Annotated in this window: 22 protein-coding genes; 15 read left to right on the top strand and 7 right to left on the bottom strand. The window is 65.8% G+C overall.

The genetic code is table 11. The annotated features are described in order from the left end of the window. From map to csrA, 7 genes are all read right to left on the bottom strand, one after another. Positions 1–665, bottom strand: a 665-nt coding sequence (gene map / locus ACREE8_RS07825; protein ID WP_431572422.1) for a type I methionyl aminopeptidase, incomplete at its 3' end; no start/stop codon positions are given. Next, entirely contained in the window at positions 665–1,312 is a 648-nt protein-coding gene (locus ACREE8_RS07820; protein WP_431572421.1) for a TetR/AcrR family transcriptional regulator, read from the bottom strand. The genes ACREE8_RS07820 and map, both read right to left, overlap by 1 nt. Positions 1,313–1,662: 350 nt before the next feature. Next, complete coding sequence (fliP, locus tag ACREE8_RS07815) at positions 1,663–2,451, bottom strand: flagellar type III secretion system pore protein FliP (RefSeq protein WP_431572420.1); 789 nt, start codon at positions 2,449–2,451, stop codon at positions 1,663–1,665. Further along, positions 2,448–2,786, bottom strand: a complete 339-nt coding sequence (locus tag ACREE8_RS07810; protein WP_431572419.1) for a flagellar biosynthetic protein FliO — start codon at positions 2,784–2,786, stop codon at positions 2,448–2,450. Before ACREE8_RS07810 ends, fliP begins: the two co-directional genes overlap by 4 nt. Positions 2,787–2,832: 46 nt before the next feature. Beyond that, on the bottom strand, positions 2,833–3,171 hold the full coding sequence (locus ACREE8_RS07805; RefSeq protein ID WP_431572418.1) for a hypothetical protein: 339 nt from the start codon (positions 3,169–3,171) through the stop codon (positions 2,833–2,835). Further along, complete coding sequence (locus ACREE8_RS07800; RefSeq protein WP_431572417.1) at positions 3,168–3,491, bottom strand: EscU/YscU/HrcU family type III secretion system export apparatus switch protein; 324 nt, start codon at positions 3,489–3,491, stop codon at positions 3,168–3,170. The genes ACREE8_RS07805 and ACREE8_RS07800 overlap by 4 nt, the downstream gene beginning before the upstream one ends. A 177-nt stretch (positions 3,492–3,668) precedes the next feature. Continuing rightward, positions 3,669–3,893 carry a carbon storage regulator CsrA gene (gene csrA / locus ACREE8_RS07795; protein WP_431572416.1) on the bottom strand — a complete coding sequence of 75 codons (225 nt, stop codon included), beginning with the start codon at positions 3,891–3,893 and terminating at the stop codon, positions 3,669–3,671. A gap of 394 nt (positions 3,894–4,287) precedes the next feature. Here csrA and ACREE8_RS07790 point away from each other — a divergent pair, with 394 nt between their 5' ends. From ACREE8_RS07790 to recA, 15 genes are all read left to right on the top strand, one after another. After that, complete coding sequence (locus ACREE8_RS07790) at positions 4,288–5,274, top strand: glycosyltransferase family 2 protein (protein ID WP_431572415.1); 987 nt, start codon at positions 4,288–4,290, stop codon at positions 5,272–5,274. Continuing rightward, on the top strand, positions 5,274–6,764 hold the full coding sequence (locus ACREE8_RS07785) for an ArnT family glycosyltransferase (protein ID WP_431572414.1): 1,491 nt from the start codon (positions 5,274–5,276) through the stop codon (positions 6,762–6,764). Before ACREE8_RS07790 ends, ACREE8_RS07785 begins: the two co-directional genes overlap by 1 nt. 241 nt (positions 6,765–7,005) lie before the next feature. After that, positions 7,006–7,821, top strand: a complete 816-nt coding sequence (locus ACREE8_RS07780) for a DUF2092 domain-containing protein (protein WP_431572413.1) — start codon at positions 7,006–7,008, stop codon at positions 7,819–7,821. Between the two features lie 20 nt (positions 7,822–7,841). Beyond that, a complete protein-coding gene (locus ACREE8_RS07775) occupies positions 7,842–8,648 on the top strand; it encodes a hypothetical protein (protein ID WP_431572412.1) in 807 nt (268 codons plus the stop codon). A gap of 63 nt (positions 8,649–8,711) precedes the next feature. Beyond that, on the top strand, positions 8,712–9,083 hold the full coding sequence (locus tag ACREE8_RS07770) for a hypothetical protein (RefSeq protein WP_431572411.1): 372 nt from the start codon (positions 8,712–8,714) through the stop codon (positions 9,081–9,083). A 31-nt stretch (positions 9,084–9,114) separates the two neighbouring features. After that, complete coding sequence (locus ACREE8_RS07765; RefSeq protein ID WP_431572410.1) at positions 9,115–9,519, top strand: hypothetical protein; 405 nt, start codon at positions 9,115–9,117, stop codon at positions 9,517–9,519. 255 nt (positions 9,520–9,774) lie between these two features. Next, complete coding sequence (locus tag ACREE8_RS07760; RefSeq protein ID WP_431572409.1) at positions 9,775–10,206, top strand: flagellar basal body protein; 432 nt, start codon at positions 9,775–9,777, stop codon at positions 10,204–10,206. A 43-nt stretch (positions 10,207–10,249) separates the two neighbouring features. Then, on the top strand, positions 10,250–10,657 hold the full coding sequence (gene flgC / locus ACREE8_RS07755; protein ID WP_431572408.1) for a flagellar basal body rod protein FlgC: 408 nt from the start codon (positions 10,250–10,252) through the stop codon (positions 10,655–10,657). Between the two features lie 64 nt (positions 10,658–10,721). Beyond that, positions 10,722–11,036, top strand: coding sequence for a flagellar hook-basal body complex protein FliE (gene fliE, locus ACREE8_RS07750; protein ID WP_431572407.1), 315 nt, complete (start codon positions 10,722–10,724; stop codon positions 11,034–11,036). Between the two features lie 75 nt (positions 11,037–11,111). Continuing rightward, a complete protein-coding gene (gene fliQ, locus ACREE8_RS07745; protein ID WP_151178402.1) occupies positions 11,112–11,378 on the top strand; it encodes a flagellar biosynthesis protein FliQ in 267 nt (88 codons plus the stop codon). A gap of 26 nt (positions 11,379–11,404) precedes the next feature. After that, positions 11,405–12,160 carry a flagellar biosynthetic protein FliR gene (fliR, locus tag ACREE8_RS07740; protein WP_431572406.1) on the top strand — a complete coding sequence of 252 codons (756 nt, stop codon included), beginning with the start codon at positions 11,405–11,407 and terminating at the stop codon, positions 12,158–12,160. Positions 12,161–12,177: 17 nt separating this feature from the next. Continuing rightward, the gene (flhB, locus tag ACREE8_RS07735) at positions 12,178–13,287 is read left to right on the top strand and encodes a flagellar biosynthesis protein FlhB (protein ID WP_431572405.1); all 1,110 of its coding nucleotides are present in this window, start codon (positions 12,178–12,180) and stop codon (positions 13,285–13,287) included. A 125-nt stretch (positions 13,288–13,412) separates the two neighbouring features. After that, the gene (locus ACREE8_RS07730) at positions 13,413–15,470 is read left to right on the top strand and encodes a hybrid sensor histidine kinase/response regulator (protein ID WP_431572404.1); all 2,058 of its coding nucleotides are present in this window, start codon (positions 13,413–13,415) and stop codon (positions 15,468–15,470) included. Next, complete coding sequence (locus ACREE8_RS07725; protein ID WP_431572403.1) at positions 15,467–15,919, top strand: hypothetical protein; 453 nt, start codon at positions 15,467–15,469, stop codon at positions 15,917–15,919. The genes ACREE8_RS07730 and ACREE8_RS07725 overlap by 4 nt, the downstream gene beginning before the upstream one ends. Positions 15,920–16,140: 221 nt before the next feature. Further along, positions 16,141–17,126: recombinase RecA (gene recA / locus ACREE8_RS07720; RefSeq protein ID WP_431572402.1), on the top strand; the 986-nt coding region annotated here is incomplete at its 3' end.

Below are 17,126 nucleotides of genomic sequence, written 5' to 3'. Positions count from 1 at the left end.
CGGCCGGCATTGAGCATCGGCTCGATGGTGAAGATCATGCCGGGCTCGAGCGTGACGCCGGTGCCGCGCTTGCCGTAATGCAGCACCAGCGGCGCGTCGTGGAACACCTTGCCGACGCCATGGCCGCAGAAATCCTCGACCACGCTGAAGCGCTCGCGCCGCGCGATGGTCTCGATCGCGTGGCCGATGTCGCCGAGATGAGCACCGGGCTTCACCTGCGCGATCCCGGCCATCATCGCTTCGTAAGTGGCATCGACCAGGCGGCGCGCCTTGATCGGCGGCTCGCCCACCCCATACATCCGGCTGGTATCGCCATGCCAGCCCTCGAGCAGCGGCGTCACGTCGATATTGAAGATGTCGCCCTCGCGCAAGACCTTGTCGTCGGCCGGAATGCCGTGGGTCACGACATGATTGACCGAGATGCAGCTCGCATGGCGGTAGCCCTTATAGCCGATGGTCGCGGGCACCGTGCCGGCGTCGCGCATGAACTGCTCGAGCCTGCGGTCGAGCTCGGCGGTGGTGACGCCGGCCTGGATCTGGGGGGCGATGAAGTCGAGCGTCAACGCGGCGATGCGCCCGGCGCGACGCATGCCCTCGAAGCCTTCTTCGTCATGGAGCAGGATCTCGCGGCCGGTCTGGTCGCGCTGGGAGGAGTGGCGCAGCATCAGGCGACGCGCCTCCCATTGCCGGTCTCGATCTTCCGATCGGGTTTGTCGCCGTCGAGGCCACGATGCATGTCGGTGATCATCTCATCCAGGAAAGAGGGAGGGCTGCTGTCGGCCAGCAGATGCGGGCGCAGCAGCGCGATGGGTCCGTCGAAGATCAGGAACTTCGCCCGCGCCATGGCCTCGGGCGGGGCCGCGCGGTCCTTTGCCTGCTGCGACGCCAGATAGGCGGCGAAGGCCTCGTCCAGGGCCGCCTGCTGTTGCTGCACGCGACGATGCAGGGGCTCCGGCACGGGATCCTCGAGCAGGGCCTCGATCTCGTTCAGCAGCAGGAAGCGCGCGCGGCGGCGATGATCTCGAGCCCAGGAAGTGACCGAAAGCGCGGCCGCCAGCCCCTGGCCGGCGCGCAGGGCGGGGGTCAGGGCTTCGGCGAAGCTCTCATGGCATTCGAGCCAGGCGGTCGCCAGGATCGCGCAGCGGGATTCGAAGCGGTGATAGATCGAGCCGGTGGGCGCGCCCACTTTTCGCGCGATCGCGGCCATCGAGGCCGCGGACGGCCCGCCCTCGGCGACCAGCGCCAGGGTGGCTTCGACGAAAACGTCGGCGGAGAAGCGGGCGAGACGAACCATGCCAATTAGAATAGGCATTCTAGAACGGGTCGTCAATGAGGGGGCGGCGGCACAGACGGGGGCCACCCCCGTTTGCTTGTCATCGCCGGACTTGATCCGGCGATCCAGTGCCAACCCACCAGCGGGTCAGGTGTCCCCCATCCTGTCATTGCCGGACTTGATCCGGCAATCCAGTTCCCATGCACCGGCGTGTCCGATCGCCCTGCGCCCTGTCATTGTCGGGCTTGGCTCGGCAATCCAGCCTCTCGCCAAGTGACCAGCTGATAGCGGTGCGCGCTTGGCCCCTGGATCGCCGGATCAAGTCCGGCGATGACAGGCTAGGGAGGGGCGATGGCAAGGGAACAGCGATGACAACGGGAGGACCGTCCTCACCCCTGCCCGAAGCTCCGGACCAGGCTGCCGACCACGAGATACCAGCCATCGACCAGCACGAAGAAGATCAGCTTGAAGGGCAGGGAGACCTGCACCGGCGGCAGCATCATCATGCCCATCGACATCAGGATCGAGGCGACCACCATGTCGATGATGAGGAAGGGCACGAACAGCAGGAACCCGATCTCAAAGGCGCGCCGCAGCTCGCTGATCATGAAGGCGGGGATGAGCGAGGTCAGCGGCGCCTGGGCTGCGGGCGTGTTCGGATCGACCTTGCCGATATCGAGGAAGAGGGCGAGGTCGTTCTCACGCACCTGGGACAGCATGAAGGTGCGGAAGGGCGCCACGCTGCGGTCGAAGGCCGTGGCCTCGTCGAGTTCGCCGCGAATGTATGGGGAGATTCCAGTCTCATACGCCTGGGTGAAGGTCGGCGCCATGATGGCGCCGGTGAGGAACAGCGCCAGGCTGATCATCACCATGTTGGGCGGCGTCTGCTGGATGCCGAGCGCGCTGCGCAGGAAGGAAAGCGCCACCACGATGCGCGTGAAGGAGGTCACCATCACCAGGATGCCGGGCGCCAGGCTCAGCACCGTGATGAGGGCGAGGATCTCGAGGATCTGATTGGTGGCGGTGCCGGTGCCGCCGAGATCGACGGTCACGCTCTGCGGGAAGGCCGGCGAGGCGAGGAGCGCCGTCGCGATGCCGGCGCCGATGCCGAACGACCGTCTTGCCCAGGGACTGCGCCGCATGAAGATCCGCCGCGGCGGGGTCGTGATCTCGGTCATGATGCGGGCGGCGGCGGATTGGTGAAGCGCGGCTCGAGACTGCGATCGCCCGGAACCGGCGCCGGCGTTGCGCGGGCGCCGACCCCCGTCTCGACGACGAGGTCGGCGGGGCCGCCCACCAGCAGCAGATGCTCGACATCGTCGCGGCGCACCAGCACCAGCCGGCGGCGGCCGTCGAGCGCGATCGCGGCACTGATGCCGAGGCGTTTCTGCGCCGATCGGGGCGTGCGCATGCCGCCCCAGCCGACGCGCTTGAGGATGAAGGCGGCGATCGCGATCAGCGCAAGGACGCCGGCCAGCGCCAGGATGAAACGGATATAGACGGAAATATCCACAGGGGGAGATCGCTACTCGGGGTCTCGGCGGTGAAGTCGGATGGTGTCAGCGGCCTCGGGCACCGCCGCCGGTCGCGGCACCGCCATAGGCGCCGGCCGCGCGGCGGCGCTGCGTCACGGCGCTGATCTCGGTCATGGTGCTGTCGCGGCTGGTCTTGAGCTCGGCCTCGAGCAGGTTCAACTCGCCCACCAGCGCCAGGAACGCCGCCTGCAGCGTCTGTCGCTCGGGGCCGGTGATGCTCTCGAGCCGGGTGCAGAGCGTGGCGCAGCGCTCGTCGAGCGAAGTCAGGTCCAGCAACTGGCCTTCCTTCAGACGACGGCGGGCGGCTTCGGTGATGCCGGTCAGATAGACGAGCTCGCCGACGAGGGTGGGCGTGTCGGTCATGGACGATGAGTCCCTTGCTTGAGGATGGCGGGAAGACGGCCGTTGGCGCGATAGACATAGGCGAGGATCTCGGCGACGGCGACCAGCGCCTCGACCGGAATCTCGCAATCGAGATCGACCGCGGCCAGCAGGCCCGCGAGGTCGGGATCTTCGTGGATCGGTATATTGTTGGCGCGCGCGACGGCCAGAATCTGTTCGGCGATGGGACCGCGTCCGGCGGCGCTCACGCGCGGGACACCCGGGCGCGTGGGATCGTAGGTCAGCGCAGCCGCGACCGGTCGCGTGTCGGTGTCGCCGCTGGAGGGGTTGTTGGGAGCCACCGCCTGCCGTCCTTCGAGGGCGGGCTTTGCGTGCGGCCGTCAACAGGACGGCGCGATCGAGCCTTTGCCTCGACCGGCATTTTTTACCGGGTAGCGTTAAGAAAGATTGAAAGAAGCAACGAGCCCGCTGAATTCCCGCGGATTTGCTTCGAGGCGGCGACGCGAGAGCGTTAAGCCCTAGCCCGGCTTCTTGTCGCTGAGCGCCACCAGCCGCGCGCTGGATTCCGCGGCGGCCTGGTTCTCGGCCTGGATCCGCTCATAGATCTCTCGGCGCAGCACGCTGGCGTCGGCGGGGAACGTGAAGCCCAGCTTCACCGATTTCCCTCGGACCTCGACCACGGTGACTTCGATATTGTCGTTGATGACGACGGATTCGCCGACTTTGCGCGTCAGATAGAGCATGCAGCCTGTTTCTTCCTGACCCAGGGCAAGTCCCGACCGGGATGGCCCCGATTCGGGCTCTTTTTACCGCCTAACCCGCGAACCTTAACGCTTTTACTTTGCCTTAACAATGCCGGCGAGCCGGAAACGGCCCTTTCGCGGCCGGAATGCGGGCCGTTCGCCCGCTCCGGAATCGATTCGACGACCGCCGGCGGGCCGCTGCGGGCGTGGTTCGGCGGATCGGCGCACCCCCGGACGGCATCGCGGATCTGCCTTGCAAGGGCGAGCATTTCCGGCGGAAAGCGCAACCCGCAATGATCGGACCGCGGCCGAATGCGCCCGCTTGTGTGAAGGCGATGAAGACAAGAAACTGACTCCTGGCTCGCCATTCCTTCGATCGATTCTGGACCTCGTCATGAACACGCCGAACAGGGTGCCTGCGCCGGTGCAGGTTTGCGAGTTGAGCGTCGTGATCCCCCTGCTCAACGAGGAACCGAATCTGCCCCTCCTGCATCGCCGCCTGCTGGGCGCCACGGCCGGGGTCCCGGGCGGTGTCGAGATCCTCTATGTGGATGATGGCAGCACCGACGGTTCTCCGGCGCTGCTCAAGCAGCTTCAGGCGACGAGCCATCAGGTCACGGTGATCCGCTTCAGCCGCAACTTCGGCAAGGAGCAGGCGATCACCGCGGGCCTCCAGTTCGCGCGCGGCCAGGCCGTCATCGTGATGGACGCCGATCTGCAGCATCCACCGGAAATGATTCCGGCGATGCTGGCCGCGTGGCGGGAGGGCACCGACGTCGTCAGCATGCGCCGCCGCGACCGGTATGACGAAACCTGGTTGAGGCGCAATGCGGCGCATCAGTTCTATCGGGCGATCAACCGGCTCAGCGATATCCCCATCCCTGAGAATGTCGGCGACTTCCGGCTCTTCAGCCGGCGGGCGGTGGATGCGCTGAATCAGTTGCCGGAGCGCAATCGTTTCATGAAGGGTTTGTTCGCGTGGATCGGCTATCGCCAATGCACGCTGGACTATGACCACTCCGAACGCGCCGGAGGCTGCAGCAAATGGCGCTTCCGGCAGCTCTGGCGGTTCGCAATGGAAGGCATCACCGCCTTCTCCATCGCCCCGCTGAAGATCGCGACCAAGCTGGGCCTGCTCAGCGCGATGCTTTCTTTCGGTCTCGGCATCTACTTCATCGTCCAGACTCTGATCTATGGCGACCCGGTGCCGGGGTTCCCGACGCTGATCGTGGTGATGCTGATGCTGGGAGGCCTGCAGCTGCTGGCCATCGGCGTGCTCGGCGAGTATATCGGCCGGCTCAGCCTCGAGAGCAAGCGTCGGCCGTTATTCCTGATCGAGAGCTACGAGCCGGCCTCTTTGACCGTCACGGCGCCGCATTGATGACATCGCTCACCAAAGGCATGGGGCTCACCAAAGGCATGGGCCCGCGGTTGCTGTGGGGCCTGATGGCCTTGCTGCTGGTGACCCGACTGGCGACCATGGCGTGGCTGCCCTTGATGGACACGACCGAGGCGCGCTACGCGGAGATCGGCCGCAAGATGGCCGAACTGGGCGACTGGATCACGCCCTGGTTCGACTATGGCGTGCCGTTCTGGGGCAAACCGCCGCTGTCCTTCTGGATGACGGCGCTCAGCTTCCGGCTGTTCGGCGTCAGCGAGTTCGCCGCCCGCTTGCCTCATCTGTTATGCGGACTCGGTACCGCCGCCTTCGTCTGGTGCTTCGCTCGCCGCTGGCTCGATGCCCGCCGGGCGTTGCTGTGCCTGTCGTTGCTCGCGGGCTCGGTGTTGTTCCTCGTGGCGGCCGGCGCAGTAATGACGGACGGGGCCCTGGTGCTGTGCCTCACCTGGGCGATGTGCAGTTTCTGGGACGCCCTGCATGCCGAGACGAAGACCCAACAACGTCTCCAGGGTGCCAGCTTCTTCGCCGCTCTCGGCCTTGGGTTGCTGGCGAAGGGGCCGTTGATGCTCGTGCTAGTCGGCCTCTCGTTGGCGCCCTGGCTCTGGCAGCAGCGTCGTTGGGGCGAGGCTTGGCGCCGTCTGTGGGTCGGAAGCGGTCTGATGCTGATGGCGGCGATCGCGCTGCCCTGGTATCTCCTGGCCGAGCTGCACACGCCGGGTTTCCTGCACTATTTCCTGTTGGGCGAGCATTGGCAGCGCTTCGTGACGCCGGGTTGGAGCGGTGACCGTTATGGCCATGCGCATCGAGAGATCCTGGGCACGATCTGGCTGTTCGCGCTTATGGCTGTGTTGCCCTGGACAATCCTGCTGCCGCTGGCAATCTGGCGTTCCAGGGCCGCGCAGGAAGCGTTGGCCTCGGATGTCCGGGCGCAGCCACGAGGCTTGAACGCCTATCTGCTGTGGTGGGCCCTGATGCCGCTGCTGTTCTTCAGCGCCGCCAGCAACATCATCATGACTTATGCGCTCCCCGCCATGCCCGCCGCCGCCTTGTGGGCCGGAAACTGCATGGTCCGACGCGTGGCGCGGCCCGAAGTCTGGACGGCGGCGGGGCTGCTCTGGGTGTTGACGCTCGGCACCACGTTCGTTCTCTACGCGGATTACAGTGGCCGCTTCGAGAGAAAGACAGCGCGCAGCGTCGTGCTGGCCTGCGCGCAAGCCGGCGAGAGCGATATTGCACGACCTTTGTTCTTCGTCGGATCCCGGCCTTACTCTGCATCTTTCTATAGCCGGGGCCGCGCCACGAGACTACGTCCACAGGACCCGCTGCCGAGCGTGCCCTGGGGCCCTCAGGGCATCTGCCTGGCATTGCCGGCCGGCAATGCATTTGCCGTGCCGCGGGGTTTCGTCAATGCGGGGAACTTGGGCCGTTTCGGGGCCTGGGATCTGCATTGGTTGCGCGCTCAGGGCGGATAGGCGCGGAAATACACAAATCTACCGAGGCGCCGATGGCCATTGAGGCGAGCGCGTATCGCGGCAATTCAGCGGCCTGCGCGACGCGCTGACGCAAATCTGGACTAGGCTCCAGGGGCTGAAGCTCCCGGCCGTGCAGGGAAATCCGCCTCCGTCCATGACAGAATCCGGCGGTTTGGCGCCTCCGCACAAGACGGCGTTCCGGCAACAGGCGCAAGCTGGCGGCCCAATGCGGAGGCGATCGATGATTCTGTCGAGAGGGCTGCTCCTGGCGGCCACCCTATGGCTCAGTGCCGGCGCGAGCCTGGCCGCGGATACGGCGATCCCACAGCCGCCCGAACCGCTGCTGCGCGCGCCTATCGTGCTGTTGCCCGACCAACCCCAGCTCGAGCCGGCCGCAATGGCGATCCTGAAGGCGGCGAGCGACCGGCTGGCGGCTGCGCATAGCCTAAGCTTCACGGCGGTGGCCACCTATGAGAGCCCCGCCCACACGCTCCAGCCCCTGGCCTACACCACGCTGTCGCAAGTGACGCTGCAGCGGCCCGACAAGCTGCGCGTGATCGTGCCGGGCGACGGGCCGCCGTCGGAGTTCTATTATGACGGCAAGACCATCATGGCCTATGCGCCCGACAGCAAGTTGGTCGCGATCGCCGATGCGCCGGCGACCATCGATGCCATGCTGAAGATGGCCTACGACAAGGCGGCCATCTATTTCCCCTTCACCGATGTGCTCGTCGCCGATCCCTATGGCGACATCGCGTCCGATCTGAAGCTCGCCTTCGTGATCGGCCGCTCCAATGTCGTGGGCGGCGTTCCGACCGACATGATCGCCATCGCCAACGACCAGGCGCAGGTGCAGATCTGGATCGGCGTCGATGACAAGCTGCCGCGCATGATGCGGGCGACTTTCTTCAACGAGCCCGGAAATTTCCGCCATAGCGTGGAGTTCTCCAACTGGCAGATCGATCCGCCGGTTCCCGATGGGAGCTTCACGTCGGCCGCCGCGCTCAAGGCCGATCGGATCAAATTCGCCAGTCCCGACGAGAAACCCGCCCAATAGGCGTGATGGGAGCCGCAATCATGAAACGCATTGTCCTCGGCCTTGTTGGCGTCATGGCGTTGGCGTTGCCGCTTCAGACGGCCAGCGCCTGGACTCATTCCGGCTATTACGGATCGGCTTCCGGCGGTCACGGCGCCTGGAGCGCCCAGGGCTATCATGGCGGCACGGCCTCGGGCGGCGGCGGTTCCTGGAGCGGCCATGGCGGCTATGGCGGAAGCGCCTCCGGTGGCGGGGGCTCTTGGAGCGGGACCGGTGGCGAAGGCGGAACCGCATCAGGCGGCGGCGGTTCCTGGAGCGCCCACAGCGCCTATGGCGGCAGTGCCTATGGCAATGACGGCCAATGGCACGCGACCAACGAATATGGCGCGCAAGCCACCGGCGGCTATCACGAACCGACAACGGTCTATGGCGCCCCCCAATATGGCGGCAGCTATTACGCGACCTATCATCCGCCGACAGTGGTGAACGACTATTACAGCAACGGCTGCAATAACTGCGGCGGTTGGAACGACGGCGCGGCCGCGGCCGCGGGCGTGATCGCCGGCGCGGCCTTGACCGAGGCTGCGAACAACAACGCCTATACCAACGGCTATGTGCAGGGCGAGGCTGCGAGCAGCACCGCCGCCTACACCCCGCCGCCGCCTGCGCCCCCGCCGCCTTCGAGCGCGCCGGTATATGCGACGAACGACGTCGTCACCAAGCTGCCCAAGGACTGCGCCTACAAGCCGTTCCCGGGGCAGGCTTACTATGAATGCGGCGCCAGCTGGTTCGAACCGGCCTATGGCGCGAACGGTGTCTATTACCGGATCGTGCCCCCGCCCTATTGACGCGGCGGCGATCGATGACGGCCGCTTGTCTGCATCGAAGATTCGGACGTGAGGAGAACTCGGATGTCCCTTTGGAAATGTGTCGTCCCCGGTGCCGCTCTTTGCCTGTTGGCGAGCACGGCCTTCGCGCAGCAGCTCTATTTCTATCCGGCGCATGACCAGACGCCGGCCGCGCAACAGCAGGATCAGTTTCAATGCGGTGCCTGGGCGGGGCAGCAGACGGGATTCAACCCGGACGTTCCGCCGCCGGTCGTCGAGACCGCGCCCCCTGATGTGGGCGGCCCCTTCCTGTTCGGCCGGATCCGGCGCGCCCATCTGCTCCAGGAAGAGGATGCGATGGCGGAGCAGCAGCTCGGTGCCTACAACCAGAAGAAATCCGCTTACGATCGCGCCATGTCCGCCTGCATGTCGGGCCGCGGCTATTCGGTCAGTTGACGGCCGGTCGGCCTTGGAAGGAGATTTTTCGATGAAACTGAGATCCCTGTTGCTGGCCGGCGGATTTGCCCTGGCGCCGGCGCTCGCCTGTGCGGCCGATTTCGACGGCTCGAAACCCTTCCTCTGCTCGGCGGTCGATGTCGCGTCTTGCGCGCCAGGAGACGATTGCGTGCGCGAGACCGCGGCCTCGGTCGGCGCGCCGCAATTCTTCACGGTCGATGTCGGCAAGAAAGTCGTCACCGAAGCCGGCAGCAACGCGCCCCATTTCAGCAAGATCGACCGGGTCGCTCACCAGAGCGGGCTGCTCATGCTCGGCGGCAGCGAAGGTCCGATGACCTGGGTCGCCACGATCAACGAGGCGAACGGCAAGCTGAGCTATGCCGTTCTGGGCGAGCGCACGGCCGTCGTGACCTTCGGCGCCTGCCTCGCGAAATAGTCCCCGGGAACTCCCGGCACCGGCCGAAAGGTCACCCGGCCGTTAAGTTCCGGGAAAGGGATTCCGAGGCTTCCAGAAACCCAAGGAATTCCGTGCCGTTATGTGCGAGCGGCACGAGCTGGCGATGCCGGGCGTGAGTGCCGGTCATTCACCTCACGTTAACGATGCCCGCGCCATTCTCTGAGCCGAACCTGTCCCAGGAGCAGGCCCGGCCGCCGGTCGGGCTCCCGTCGGGTCAGGCGGGCGACCCCGCGCATGAATCTCGGCAGCATACCCCTGTTCTCACTGGCGCTGGACAAGATGGCCTGGCTGAACAAGCGCCAGGAGGTCTTGGCCCACAACATCGCCAATGCGGACACGCCGAATTTTCAGCCGCAGGAATTGGATCCGCTCGATACCCGCGCGGCCTTGAGCTCGGTGGGGGCGAGGACGACCGGGCAATTCACCCTGATGCCGGTCGCGACCGATCCCGCGCATATCATCGGGCCCTCGGGTGGCCATTCCGGGGAGCCGAGAGTCGAAGGTGAGAAGAAGCCCTACGAGACCACGATCTCCGGCAATCAGGTCGTGATCGAAGAGCAGATGGTGAAGGTCGCGGAGACGCAGGCCAATTTCGAGATGGCGACCAACCTCTACAAGAAATACATCGACATGATGAAGCTGGCGCTGGGGCGCGGCGGCGCATGACGATGCGTGAGCCGAAACGCGCGCGGCGCGCAGGAGAGCAGAGATGGATCTGACCGATTCACTCAAGATCTCTGCATCCGGCCTGAAGGCGCAAGGCACGCGCCTGCGCATCATCGCCGAGAACCTCGCCAACGCGGATTCGACCTCGAAGACCGCAGGCGGCGATCCCTACCGGCGCAAGGTCGTGACCTTCCGCAACGTGCTCGACCGCGAGATGAACGTGGACCTGGTCGAGACCAACAAGCCGGCCCTGGACAAGACGCCGTTCGAGACCCGCTACGACCCGTCCAATCCCGGCGCCGACGCCAAGGGCTATGTGAAGCTGCCCAACGTCAACACGCTGATCGAACTCGCCGACATGCGCGAAGCCGAGCGTTCCTACGAAGCCAATCTGAAGGCGATCGAGGCCTCGCGCACCATGCTGCAGAAGGCCATCGACATCCTGCGCTAAGTAGGCGTGGGCCGACAAAGGAGTCCGACGTCAGGTAGGCGTCTTCCCAAAAGGAGACGTATCCATGCGCAGCGATTTCGCCGCAGCCGCAAAATTCTACGAGCAGGTCGCGCAAACCGCCAAGCCGCTCGGCAATGGGATGGAGCCGCGCCCGAACGAGGGCCCGAGCTTCTCCGATTTCCTGAAGCAGGCCGGCGTCGACACGGTCACCAACATGAAGCAGGGCGAGGCCCAGTCCATCCAGGGATTGGCGGGCAAGGCCGAGCTTTCCGACGTCATCGCCGCCGTCAGCCAGGCCGAGGTCTCGTTGCAGACCGTCGTCGCCGTGCGCGACAAGGTGATCGCGGCCTATCAGGACGTCATGCGCATGGGCATCTGACGCGCAAGACCCGCGTCGGACGCCTTTTCGCCTGCTCATTCGTCTCGGCTCCAGCATCGAAAGCCGGTTTTTCCCGTGGATCAAGCTGCCATCCTCGATATCGCGCGCGAAACCGTGTTCGTCACCCTCAAGCTGGGGGCGCCGATCCTGTTGCTGGCGCTCGTCGCCGGCGTGGCGATCTCGCTGCTGCAGGCCCTGACCCAGATGCAGGAGATGACGCTCTCCTTCGTGCCCAAGATCCTGGCCATCCTGCTCTCCCTCATCGTCTTCCTGCCCTTCATGCTGACCACGCTCACGGATTTCACGCACGAGCTGATGGACCGCATCGCGTCCGGCGGCTGAGCGGAGAGCGGGGCGGAACGCCGGCGATGCTGGAGCAGATCCTCACCACCAATCTGTTCGCCTTCTTCCTGGTGTTCGCACGCATCGGGTCGGCGGCGATGCTGCTGCCCGGCATCGGCGAAAGCTATGTGGCGGCGCGCTTCCGGCTCTGCTTCGCCCTGGCGCTTTCCATGGCGCTCATGCCGCTGCTCCAGCCGCATCTGCCGCCGGCCCCCCAAGGGGCGATCGCCTTGGGCCTCCTGTTGGGCGGCGAGATCATCATCGGCCTCTTCCTCGGGACCCTGATCCGGATCCTCCTGCTGGCGCTGGAGATGGCCGGCATGATGATCGCGCTCCAGATCGGCTTCGCCAGCGTGCTGTCGCAGGACCCCGCGACCGCCCAGCAGGGCTCGGTCATCGGCAATTTCCTGCTGTCGCTGGGCGTGGTGCTGATCTTCGCGACCGGCATGCATGCGCCGATGCTGCGCGCCGTGGTCGATTCCTACGGCGTCTTTCCGGCCGGCGGCGCACCCCCGGCGGGCGACATGGCGATCACCGTCGCCAAGATGGTGGGGCAGAGCTTCACGCTGGCGGTCGAGTTCTCGACGCCCTTTGTGCTGCTGGGTCTCCTGTTCAATCTGGCATTGGGGCTGTTGTCGCGGCTGATGCCGCAGCTCCAGGTGTTCTTCGTCGGCCTGCCGGTTCAGATCCTGGCGGGCTTCGTTCTCCTCGCGGCGGGGTTGGCCTTTGCGATGACCTGGTTCCTGGGTCGGCTGGGCGACGCGCTGCCGGGCCTCTTGTGATGGGAGACCGTCGCTAGATGGCCGAGGAAGAACAGGACGATTCCCAACGAACGGAAGAGCCTAGTCAACGAAGGCTCCAAGAGGCGCGGGAAAAAGGCCAGGTCGCGCAATCGCGCGAGGTCCAGCATTGGATCGTGATCCTGGGTGTGACCCTGGCGATATTCATCTTCGCCACCCAGGTGACGAACGGGACGGCGCGGCTGATGCTGCCCTTCCTGGAGCGGCCGGAAACCATACCGTTCGACTTCGACAACCTGCGCCAGATCTTCGCCGGCATCGTCTTCGGGCTGATCAAGATCGCGGTGCTGCCGATCCTGGTGCTCATCGTCGCCGCCATGGCGGGCGGGCTGATCCAGACCGGCTTCATCTTCTCCGGCGAGCAGCTCAAGCCCAAGCTCGAGCGGATCTCGCCGATCGAGGGCGCCAAGCGGCTGTTCTCGAGAAAGACTTTCGCCGAGTTTGCCAAGAACCTGACGAAACTGTGTGTGGTCGGCACCGTCGCGGTGATGATCCTCTGGCCGATGGCCAATGACGCGGCCCGGCTGATCGGGCTCGACCAGGGCGCGATCCTGGGATTGCTCAAGCATGACACCATGCGGCTGCTGATCGCGCTGCTGTCGATCATGGCGATCGTCGCGGCGCTGGACTATCTCTTTCAGTATTTCGAGCATATCCGGCGCTTGCGCATGTCGAAGCGCGAGATGCGCGAGGAGATGAAGCAGTCGGAAGGCGATCCGCTGATCAAGTCGCGCATCCGCCAGCTGCGCATGGAACGCGCGCGCCGGCGCATGATGGCCCAGGTGCCCAAGGCCGACGTGGTGATCACCAACCCGACCCATTTCGCGGTCGCGCTGAAATACGAGATCGGCCGCATGGCGGCCCCGGTCTTGATCGCCAAGGGCGCGGACGCCGTCGCCTTCAAGATCCGCGAGGTCGCCGCGGCCAACAAGATTCCGATCGTCGAGAACCCGCCCTTGGCGCGAGGCCTGTTCGCGGCGGTCGGGTTGGACGAGGAGATTCCGGCCGAGCATTACAAGGCCGTGGCCGAGGTCATCGGCTACGTCATGCGGCTGCGCACGGGTCGCCCGCAGGCGCCGCTGGCGCCGCCGCGTCAGGGACGGGCGTGAGGCGGGCCCGACAAGCGGTGCCGCGGGACAAGAAGAAACTGCTAAGGTAAGGATGCGAGATGGCGGGGCGGGGGATGACAAGCCAAGGGACAGGCAGGCTGGGCCGGTGGGCGCGCTGCGCGGCGATGACCGCGGCGGCGCTGCTCGGCGTTTGCCCGCCCGCGATGGCACAGGTGACACTCGATGTGCCGGGCGGCACGGCCACCTTGCTGGCGGCCCCGATTTCCGTCTGCTTGCTCATTCTCATCAGCTACTGGCTGGGCCGGCGCTCCTTACGCGGCGGCGCCATCGGCGAGCGCCCGCTCATGCTGCTGCTGGATCGCGCGCCTCTGGGCTGGTACGCGGTCGATGCCAACGGACGCATCACCTATATGAACGGCACCATGCGCGAATGGCTGGGGCTGGGCGAGGCGACCGACAATGTGCGGCTGCACGATCTCCTGGCGGAGATCCCGGCCGGTGCGGTACCCGCGAGCCCCTTCGGCAGCTCGGTCGCCGGCGAGGGCGATGCCTCCTTCCGCAATCGCGCCGGGGAACCGATCTCGGTCCATCTGCGCCAGCAGGCGTTGCCGCCCGGCACGCGCGGCGGCTCGGTCGCCTGCGCCGTGGTCCATGACCTGCGCCCGGCCCGCGCCCGCGAGGCCCAGCTTCAGGTGTTCGAACGCCGCTTCCAGCGCTTCTTCGAGCAGGCGCCGGTCGGCATCGCGCTGGTCGATGCCGAGGGTCGGCTCGAAGAGGCCAACAAGGCTTTCCGCTCGATGGTCAAGATGCGCTCGGCCGAGCTGCGCAAGCAGCGGCTGCTCGACCTCATCGCCGAGGCCGACCGGCCGCAGGTCGAGGCGCGGCTGCGCATGGCGCTCCAGGGCGAGGAGATCGGCGAACGGCCGCTCGATCTGCAGATGGCGGCCGGCAAGGGCCGCAGCGCCACGCTCTATGCGGTGCGCCGCGAGGACGAGGCCGACGGGCGGCCCGGCCTTATCGTGCAGTTCATCGACACGACCGAGCGCAAGAAGCTCGAGCGCCAGTTCGCGCAGTCGCAGAAGATGCAGGCGGTGGGTCAGCTCGCCGGCGGCATCGCCCATGATTTCAACAATCTGCTGACGGCGATGATCGGTTTCTGCGATCTGCTGCTGCTGCGCCATCGCGCCGGCGACCAGTCCTTCGCCGACATCATGCAGATCAAGCAGAACGCCAACCGCGCCGCCAATCTGGTGCGCCAGCTCCTGGCCTTCTCGCGCCAGCAGACCCTGATCCCGCGCATCCTCGACGTGACCGACGTGCTGGCCGAGCTGTCGCATCTGCTGCGCCGCCTGATCGGCGCCAATATCGAGCTGCAGATGGTCCATGGCCGCGAGATGTTCCCGGTCAAGGTCGACCATGGCCAGCTCGAGCAGGTGATCATCAATCTCGCGGTCAATGCCCGCGACGCCATGCCCGAGGGCGGCAAGCTGCTGATCCGCACCTCGAACGTGTCGAATCCGTACCCGGTGACGCGCGGCGCGGAGACCATGCCGCCCGGCGACTTCGCGCGCATCGAGGTGGTCGATACCGGCACCGGCATCGCGCCCGATATCATCGACAATATCTTCGAGCCCTTCTTCTCGACCAAGGAGGTGGGGGCCGGCACCGGCCTCGGCCTCGCCACCGTCTATGGCATCGTGAAGCAGACCGGCGGCTTCATCTTTGTCGACAGCAAGGTCGGCGAGGGCACCGGTTTCTCGATCTATCTGCCGCGCCATGCGGCGGTCAAGGGCGAAGCCCTGGCCAGCAAGCAGGAGGGCGGCGATTCGGCCCAGCCTCGCGACTTGACCGGCATGGGCACGGTGCTGCTGGTCGAGGACGAGGACGCGGTCCGCCTGTTCGGCGCGCGGGCCTTGCGCAACAAGGGCTACAACGTGTTCGAGGCGCGCAGCGGCGAGGCGGCGCTCGAGATGATCAAGGCCGGCAAGCAGTCGATCGACCTGCTGATCACCGACGTGGTGATGCCGCGCATGGACGGGCCGACCCTGATCAAGGAAGTCCGCCTGATCCGGCCCGAGCTCAAGGTCATCTTCATCTCGGGCTATGCCGAGGACGATTTCCGCAAGCGCCTGGGCGAGAGCGCGGAGATCCATTTCCTGCCCAAGCCCTTCTCCCTCTCGCAGCTGGCTGAGAAGGTGAAGGAAGTGATGCGCGCGGCATGAGCCGGGTCCTGGTCGCCCGCAGCGTTGCCGGCGGCGATCGCTTCTCCGAAGCCAATGCGATTGGCCGCGCCGGCCTCTTCCCGCTGGAGCGCGACCTGCTGGACGCGATCGTGGGCCAGGCGCTGGGCGGCAACGAGATGTGGCGTCGGCAGATCGGCCATCTGCGGGTCAGCCGGCGGCGGTTTTCCGCCCATGGTTTCCAGAGCGAGTTCACCCTCAGCGATCCCGCCATGATGGTCGTGCCCTTCGTGGCGAACGAGGTGGTGAGCGGTTGGATTCGCACCGACCTCCCCGGCGGGCGCATCCGAATCAGCCATGTCCTCTATATCGAACGGGGCACGATGGTGATGCTGGAAGGCACCGTTCCGGGAGAGGCGTTCCCGGCCGAGATCGGCGCCTATGAGGTCGTGGACGATCGCGGCAGTGCCCGGAAATCCAAGGCCGTCTGACCCGGCTTTTCTCAAATATTTGAAAAACAAGGCGAATCGGGAGGCCTCCCAGGCCCCCGAACGGTCCTTTATCCATGGGCACGGGTCAGGAATCGTTCTGTGGATATCGTCTTTTTGTTCTCTTTTTGATCCAAAATTCGCTTGCCAGCACGAGAACAAAATGCGTACTCTGCCCCCTCAGTTGTCGGCCCGAGAGGGCTATGAAATAAGGGGAGCGCCCGATGTCTAACCCGGCCTTGAAGGTCGTCGGCAAGGAAAACAGCATGGATCGCAACAAAGCGCTGGATGCGGCGCTGAGTCAGATCGAGCGCGCCTTTGGCAAAGGCTCGATCATGAAGCTTGGCCAGAGCGACAAGGTGGTGGAGGCCGAGGTGGTCTCCTCGGGTTCGCTCGGGCTCGACATCGCGCTTGGCATCGGCGGCCTGCCGCGCGGGCGCATCATCGAGATCTACGGACCGGAGAGCTCGGGCAAGACCACGCTCGCCCTCCATGTGATCGCCGAGGCGCAGCGCGCCGGCGGCACCTGTGCTTTCGTCGATGCCGAGCATGCGCTCGACCCCTCCTATGCCGCCAAGCTCGGCGTCGATCTCGATGAGCTGCTGATCTCCCAGCCCGATGCTGGCGAGCAGGCGCTCGAGATCACCGACACGCTGGTGCGGTCGGGTGCGATCGATGTGCTGGTGGTCGACAGCGTCGCGGCCCTGGTGCCGCGGGCCGAGCTCGAAGGCGAGATGGGCGACACCCATGTCGGCCTGCAGGCCCGCCTGATGAGCCAGGCGCTGCGCAAGCTCACCGGCTCGATCTCGCGTTCGCGCTGCATGGTGATCTTCATCAACCAGATCCGCATGAAGATCGGCGTGATGTTCGGCAATCCCGAGACCACCAGCGGCGGCAACGCGCTGAAATTCTACGCCTCGGTGCGCCTCGACATCCGCCGCATCGGCTCGATCAAGGACCGCGACGTCGTGACGGGCTCGCAGACCCGCGTGAAGGTGGTCAAGAACAAGATGGCGCCGCCCTTCCGGGTGGTCGAGTTCGACATCACCTATGGCGAAGGCATCTCCAAGACCGGCGAGTTGATCGATCTCGGCGTGGCGGCCGGCGTGGTCGAGAAGTCCGGCGCCTGGTTCTCCCAGGGTGGCCAGCGTATCGGCCAGGGCCGCGAGAACGCCAAGCAGTTCCTCAAGGAGAATCCCGCGGTGGCGGC

Source organism: Hypericibacter sp. (assembly GCF_050729195.1).
Classification (GTDB): Bacteria; Pseudomonadota; Alphaproteobacteria; order Dongiales; family Dongiaceae; genus Hypericibacter.
Note: the sequence above shows the minus strand (reverse complement) of the source record. Positions and strands in the feature narration are given on the sequence as shown.

What these genes read in the sequence shown, in the direction of transcription:
- ACREE8_RS07775 (WP_431572412.1), top strand. Translation starts at nt 7,842, where the DNA reads ATGAAACGCATTGTCCTCGGCCTTGTTGGCGTCATGGCGTTGGCGTTG.
- ACREE8_RS07725 (WP_431572403.1), top strand. Translation starts at nt 15,467, where the DNA reads ATGAGCCGGGTCCTGGTCGCCCGCAGCGTTGCCGGCGGCGATCGCTTC.
- ACREE8_RS07805 (WP_431572418.1), bottom strand. Translation starts at nt 3,171, where the DNA reads ATGACCGACACGCCCACCCTCGTCGGCGAGCTCGTCTATCTGACCGGC.
- fliE (WP_431572407.1), top strand. Translation starts at nt 10,722, where the DNA reads ATGCGCAGCGATTTCGCCGCAGCCGCAAAATTCTACGAGCAGGTCGCG.
- ACREE8_RS07765 (WP_431572410.1), top strand. Translation starts at nt 9,115, where the DNA reads ATGAAACTGAGATCCCTGTTGCTGGCCGGCGGATTTGCCCTGGCGCCG.
- ACREE8_RS07780 (WP_431572413.1), top strand. Translation starts at nt 7,006, where the DNA reads ATGATTCTGTCGAGAGGGCTGCTCCTGGCGGCCACCCTATGGCTCAGT.
- flgC (WP_431572408.1), top strand. Translation starts at nt 10,250, where the DNA reads ATGGATCTGACCGATTCACTCAAGATCTCTGCATCCGGCCTGAAGGCG.
- csrA (WP_431572416.1), bottom strand. Translation starts at nt 3,893, where the DNA reads ATGCTCTATCTGACGCGCAAAGTCGGCGAATCCGTCGTCATCAACGAC.
- ACREE8_RS07730 (WP_431572404.1), top strand. Translation starts at nt 13,413, where the DNA reads ATGACCGCGGCGGCGCTGCTCGGCGTTTGCCCGCCCGCGATGGCACAG.
- fliR (WP_431572406.1), top strand. Translation starts at nt 11,405, where the DNA reads ATGCTGGAGCAGATCCTCACCACCAATCTGTTCGCCTTCTTCCTGGTG.
- ACREE8_RS07790 (WP_431572415.1), top strand. Translation starts at nt 4,288, where the DNA reads ATGAACACGCCGAACAGGGTGCCTGCGCCGGTGCAGGTTTGCGAGTTG.
- flhB (WP_431572405.1), top strand. Translation starts at nt 12,178, where the DNA reads ATGGCCGAGGAAGAACAGGACGATTCCCAACGAACGGAAGAGCCTAGT.
- fliP (WP_431572420.1), bottom strand. Translation starts at nt 2,451, where the DNA reads ATGACCGAGATCACGACCCCGCCGCGGCGGATCTTCATGCGGCGCAGT.
- ACREE8_RS07770 (WP_431572411.1), top strand. Translation starts at nt 8,712, where the DNA reads ATGTCCCTTTGGAAATGTGTCGTCCCCGGTGCCGCTCTTTGCCTGTTG.
- ACREE8_RS07785 (WP_431572414.1), top strand. Translation starts at nt 5,274, where the DNA reads ATGACATCGCTCACCAAAGGCATGGGGCTCACCAAAGGCATGGGCCCG.
- ACREE8_RS07820 (WP_431572421.1), bottom strand. Translation starts at nt 1,312, where the DNA reads ATGCCTATTCTAATTGGCATGGTTCGTCTCGCCCGCTTCTCCGCCGAC.
- ACREE8_RS07760 (WP_431572409.1), top strand. Translation starts at nt 9,775, where the DNA reads ATGAATCTCGGCAGCATACCCCTGTTCTCACTGGCGCTGGACAAGATG.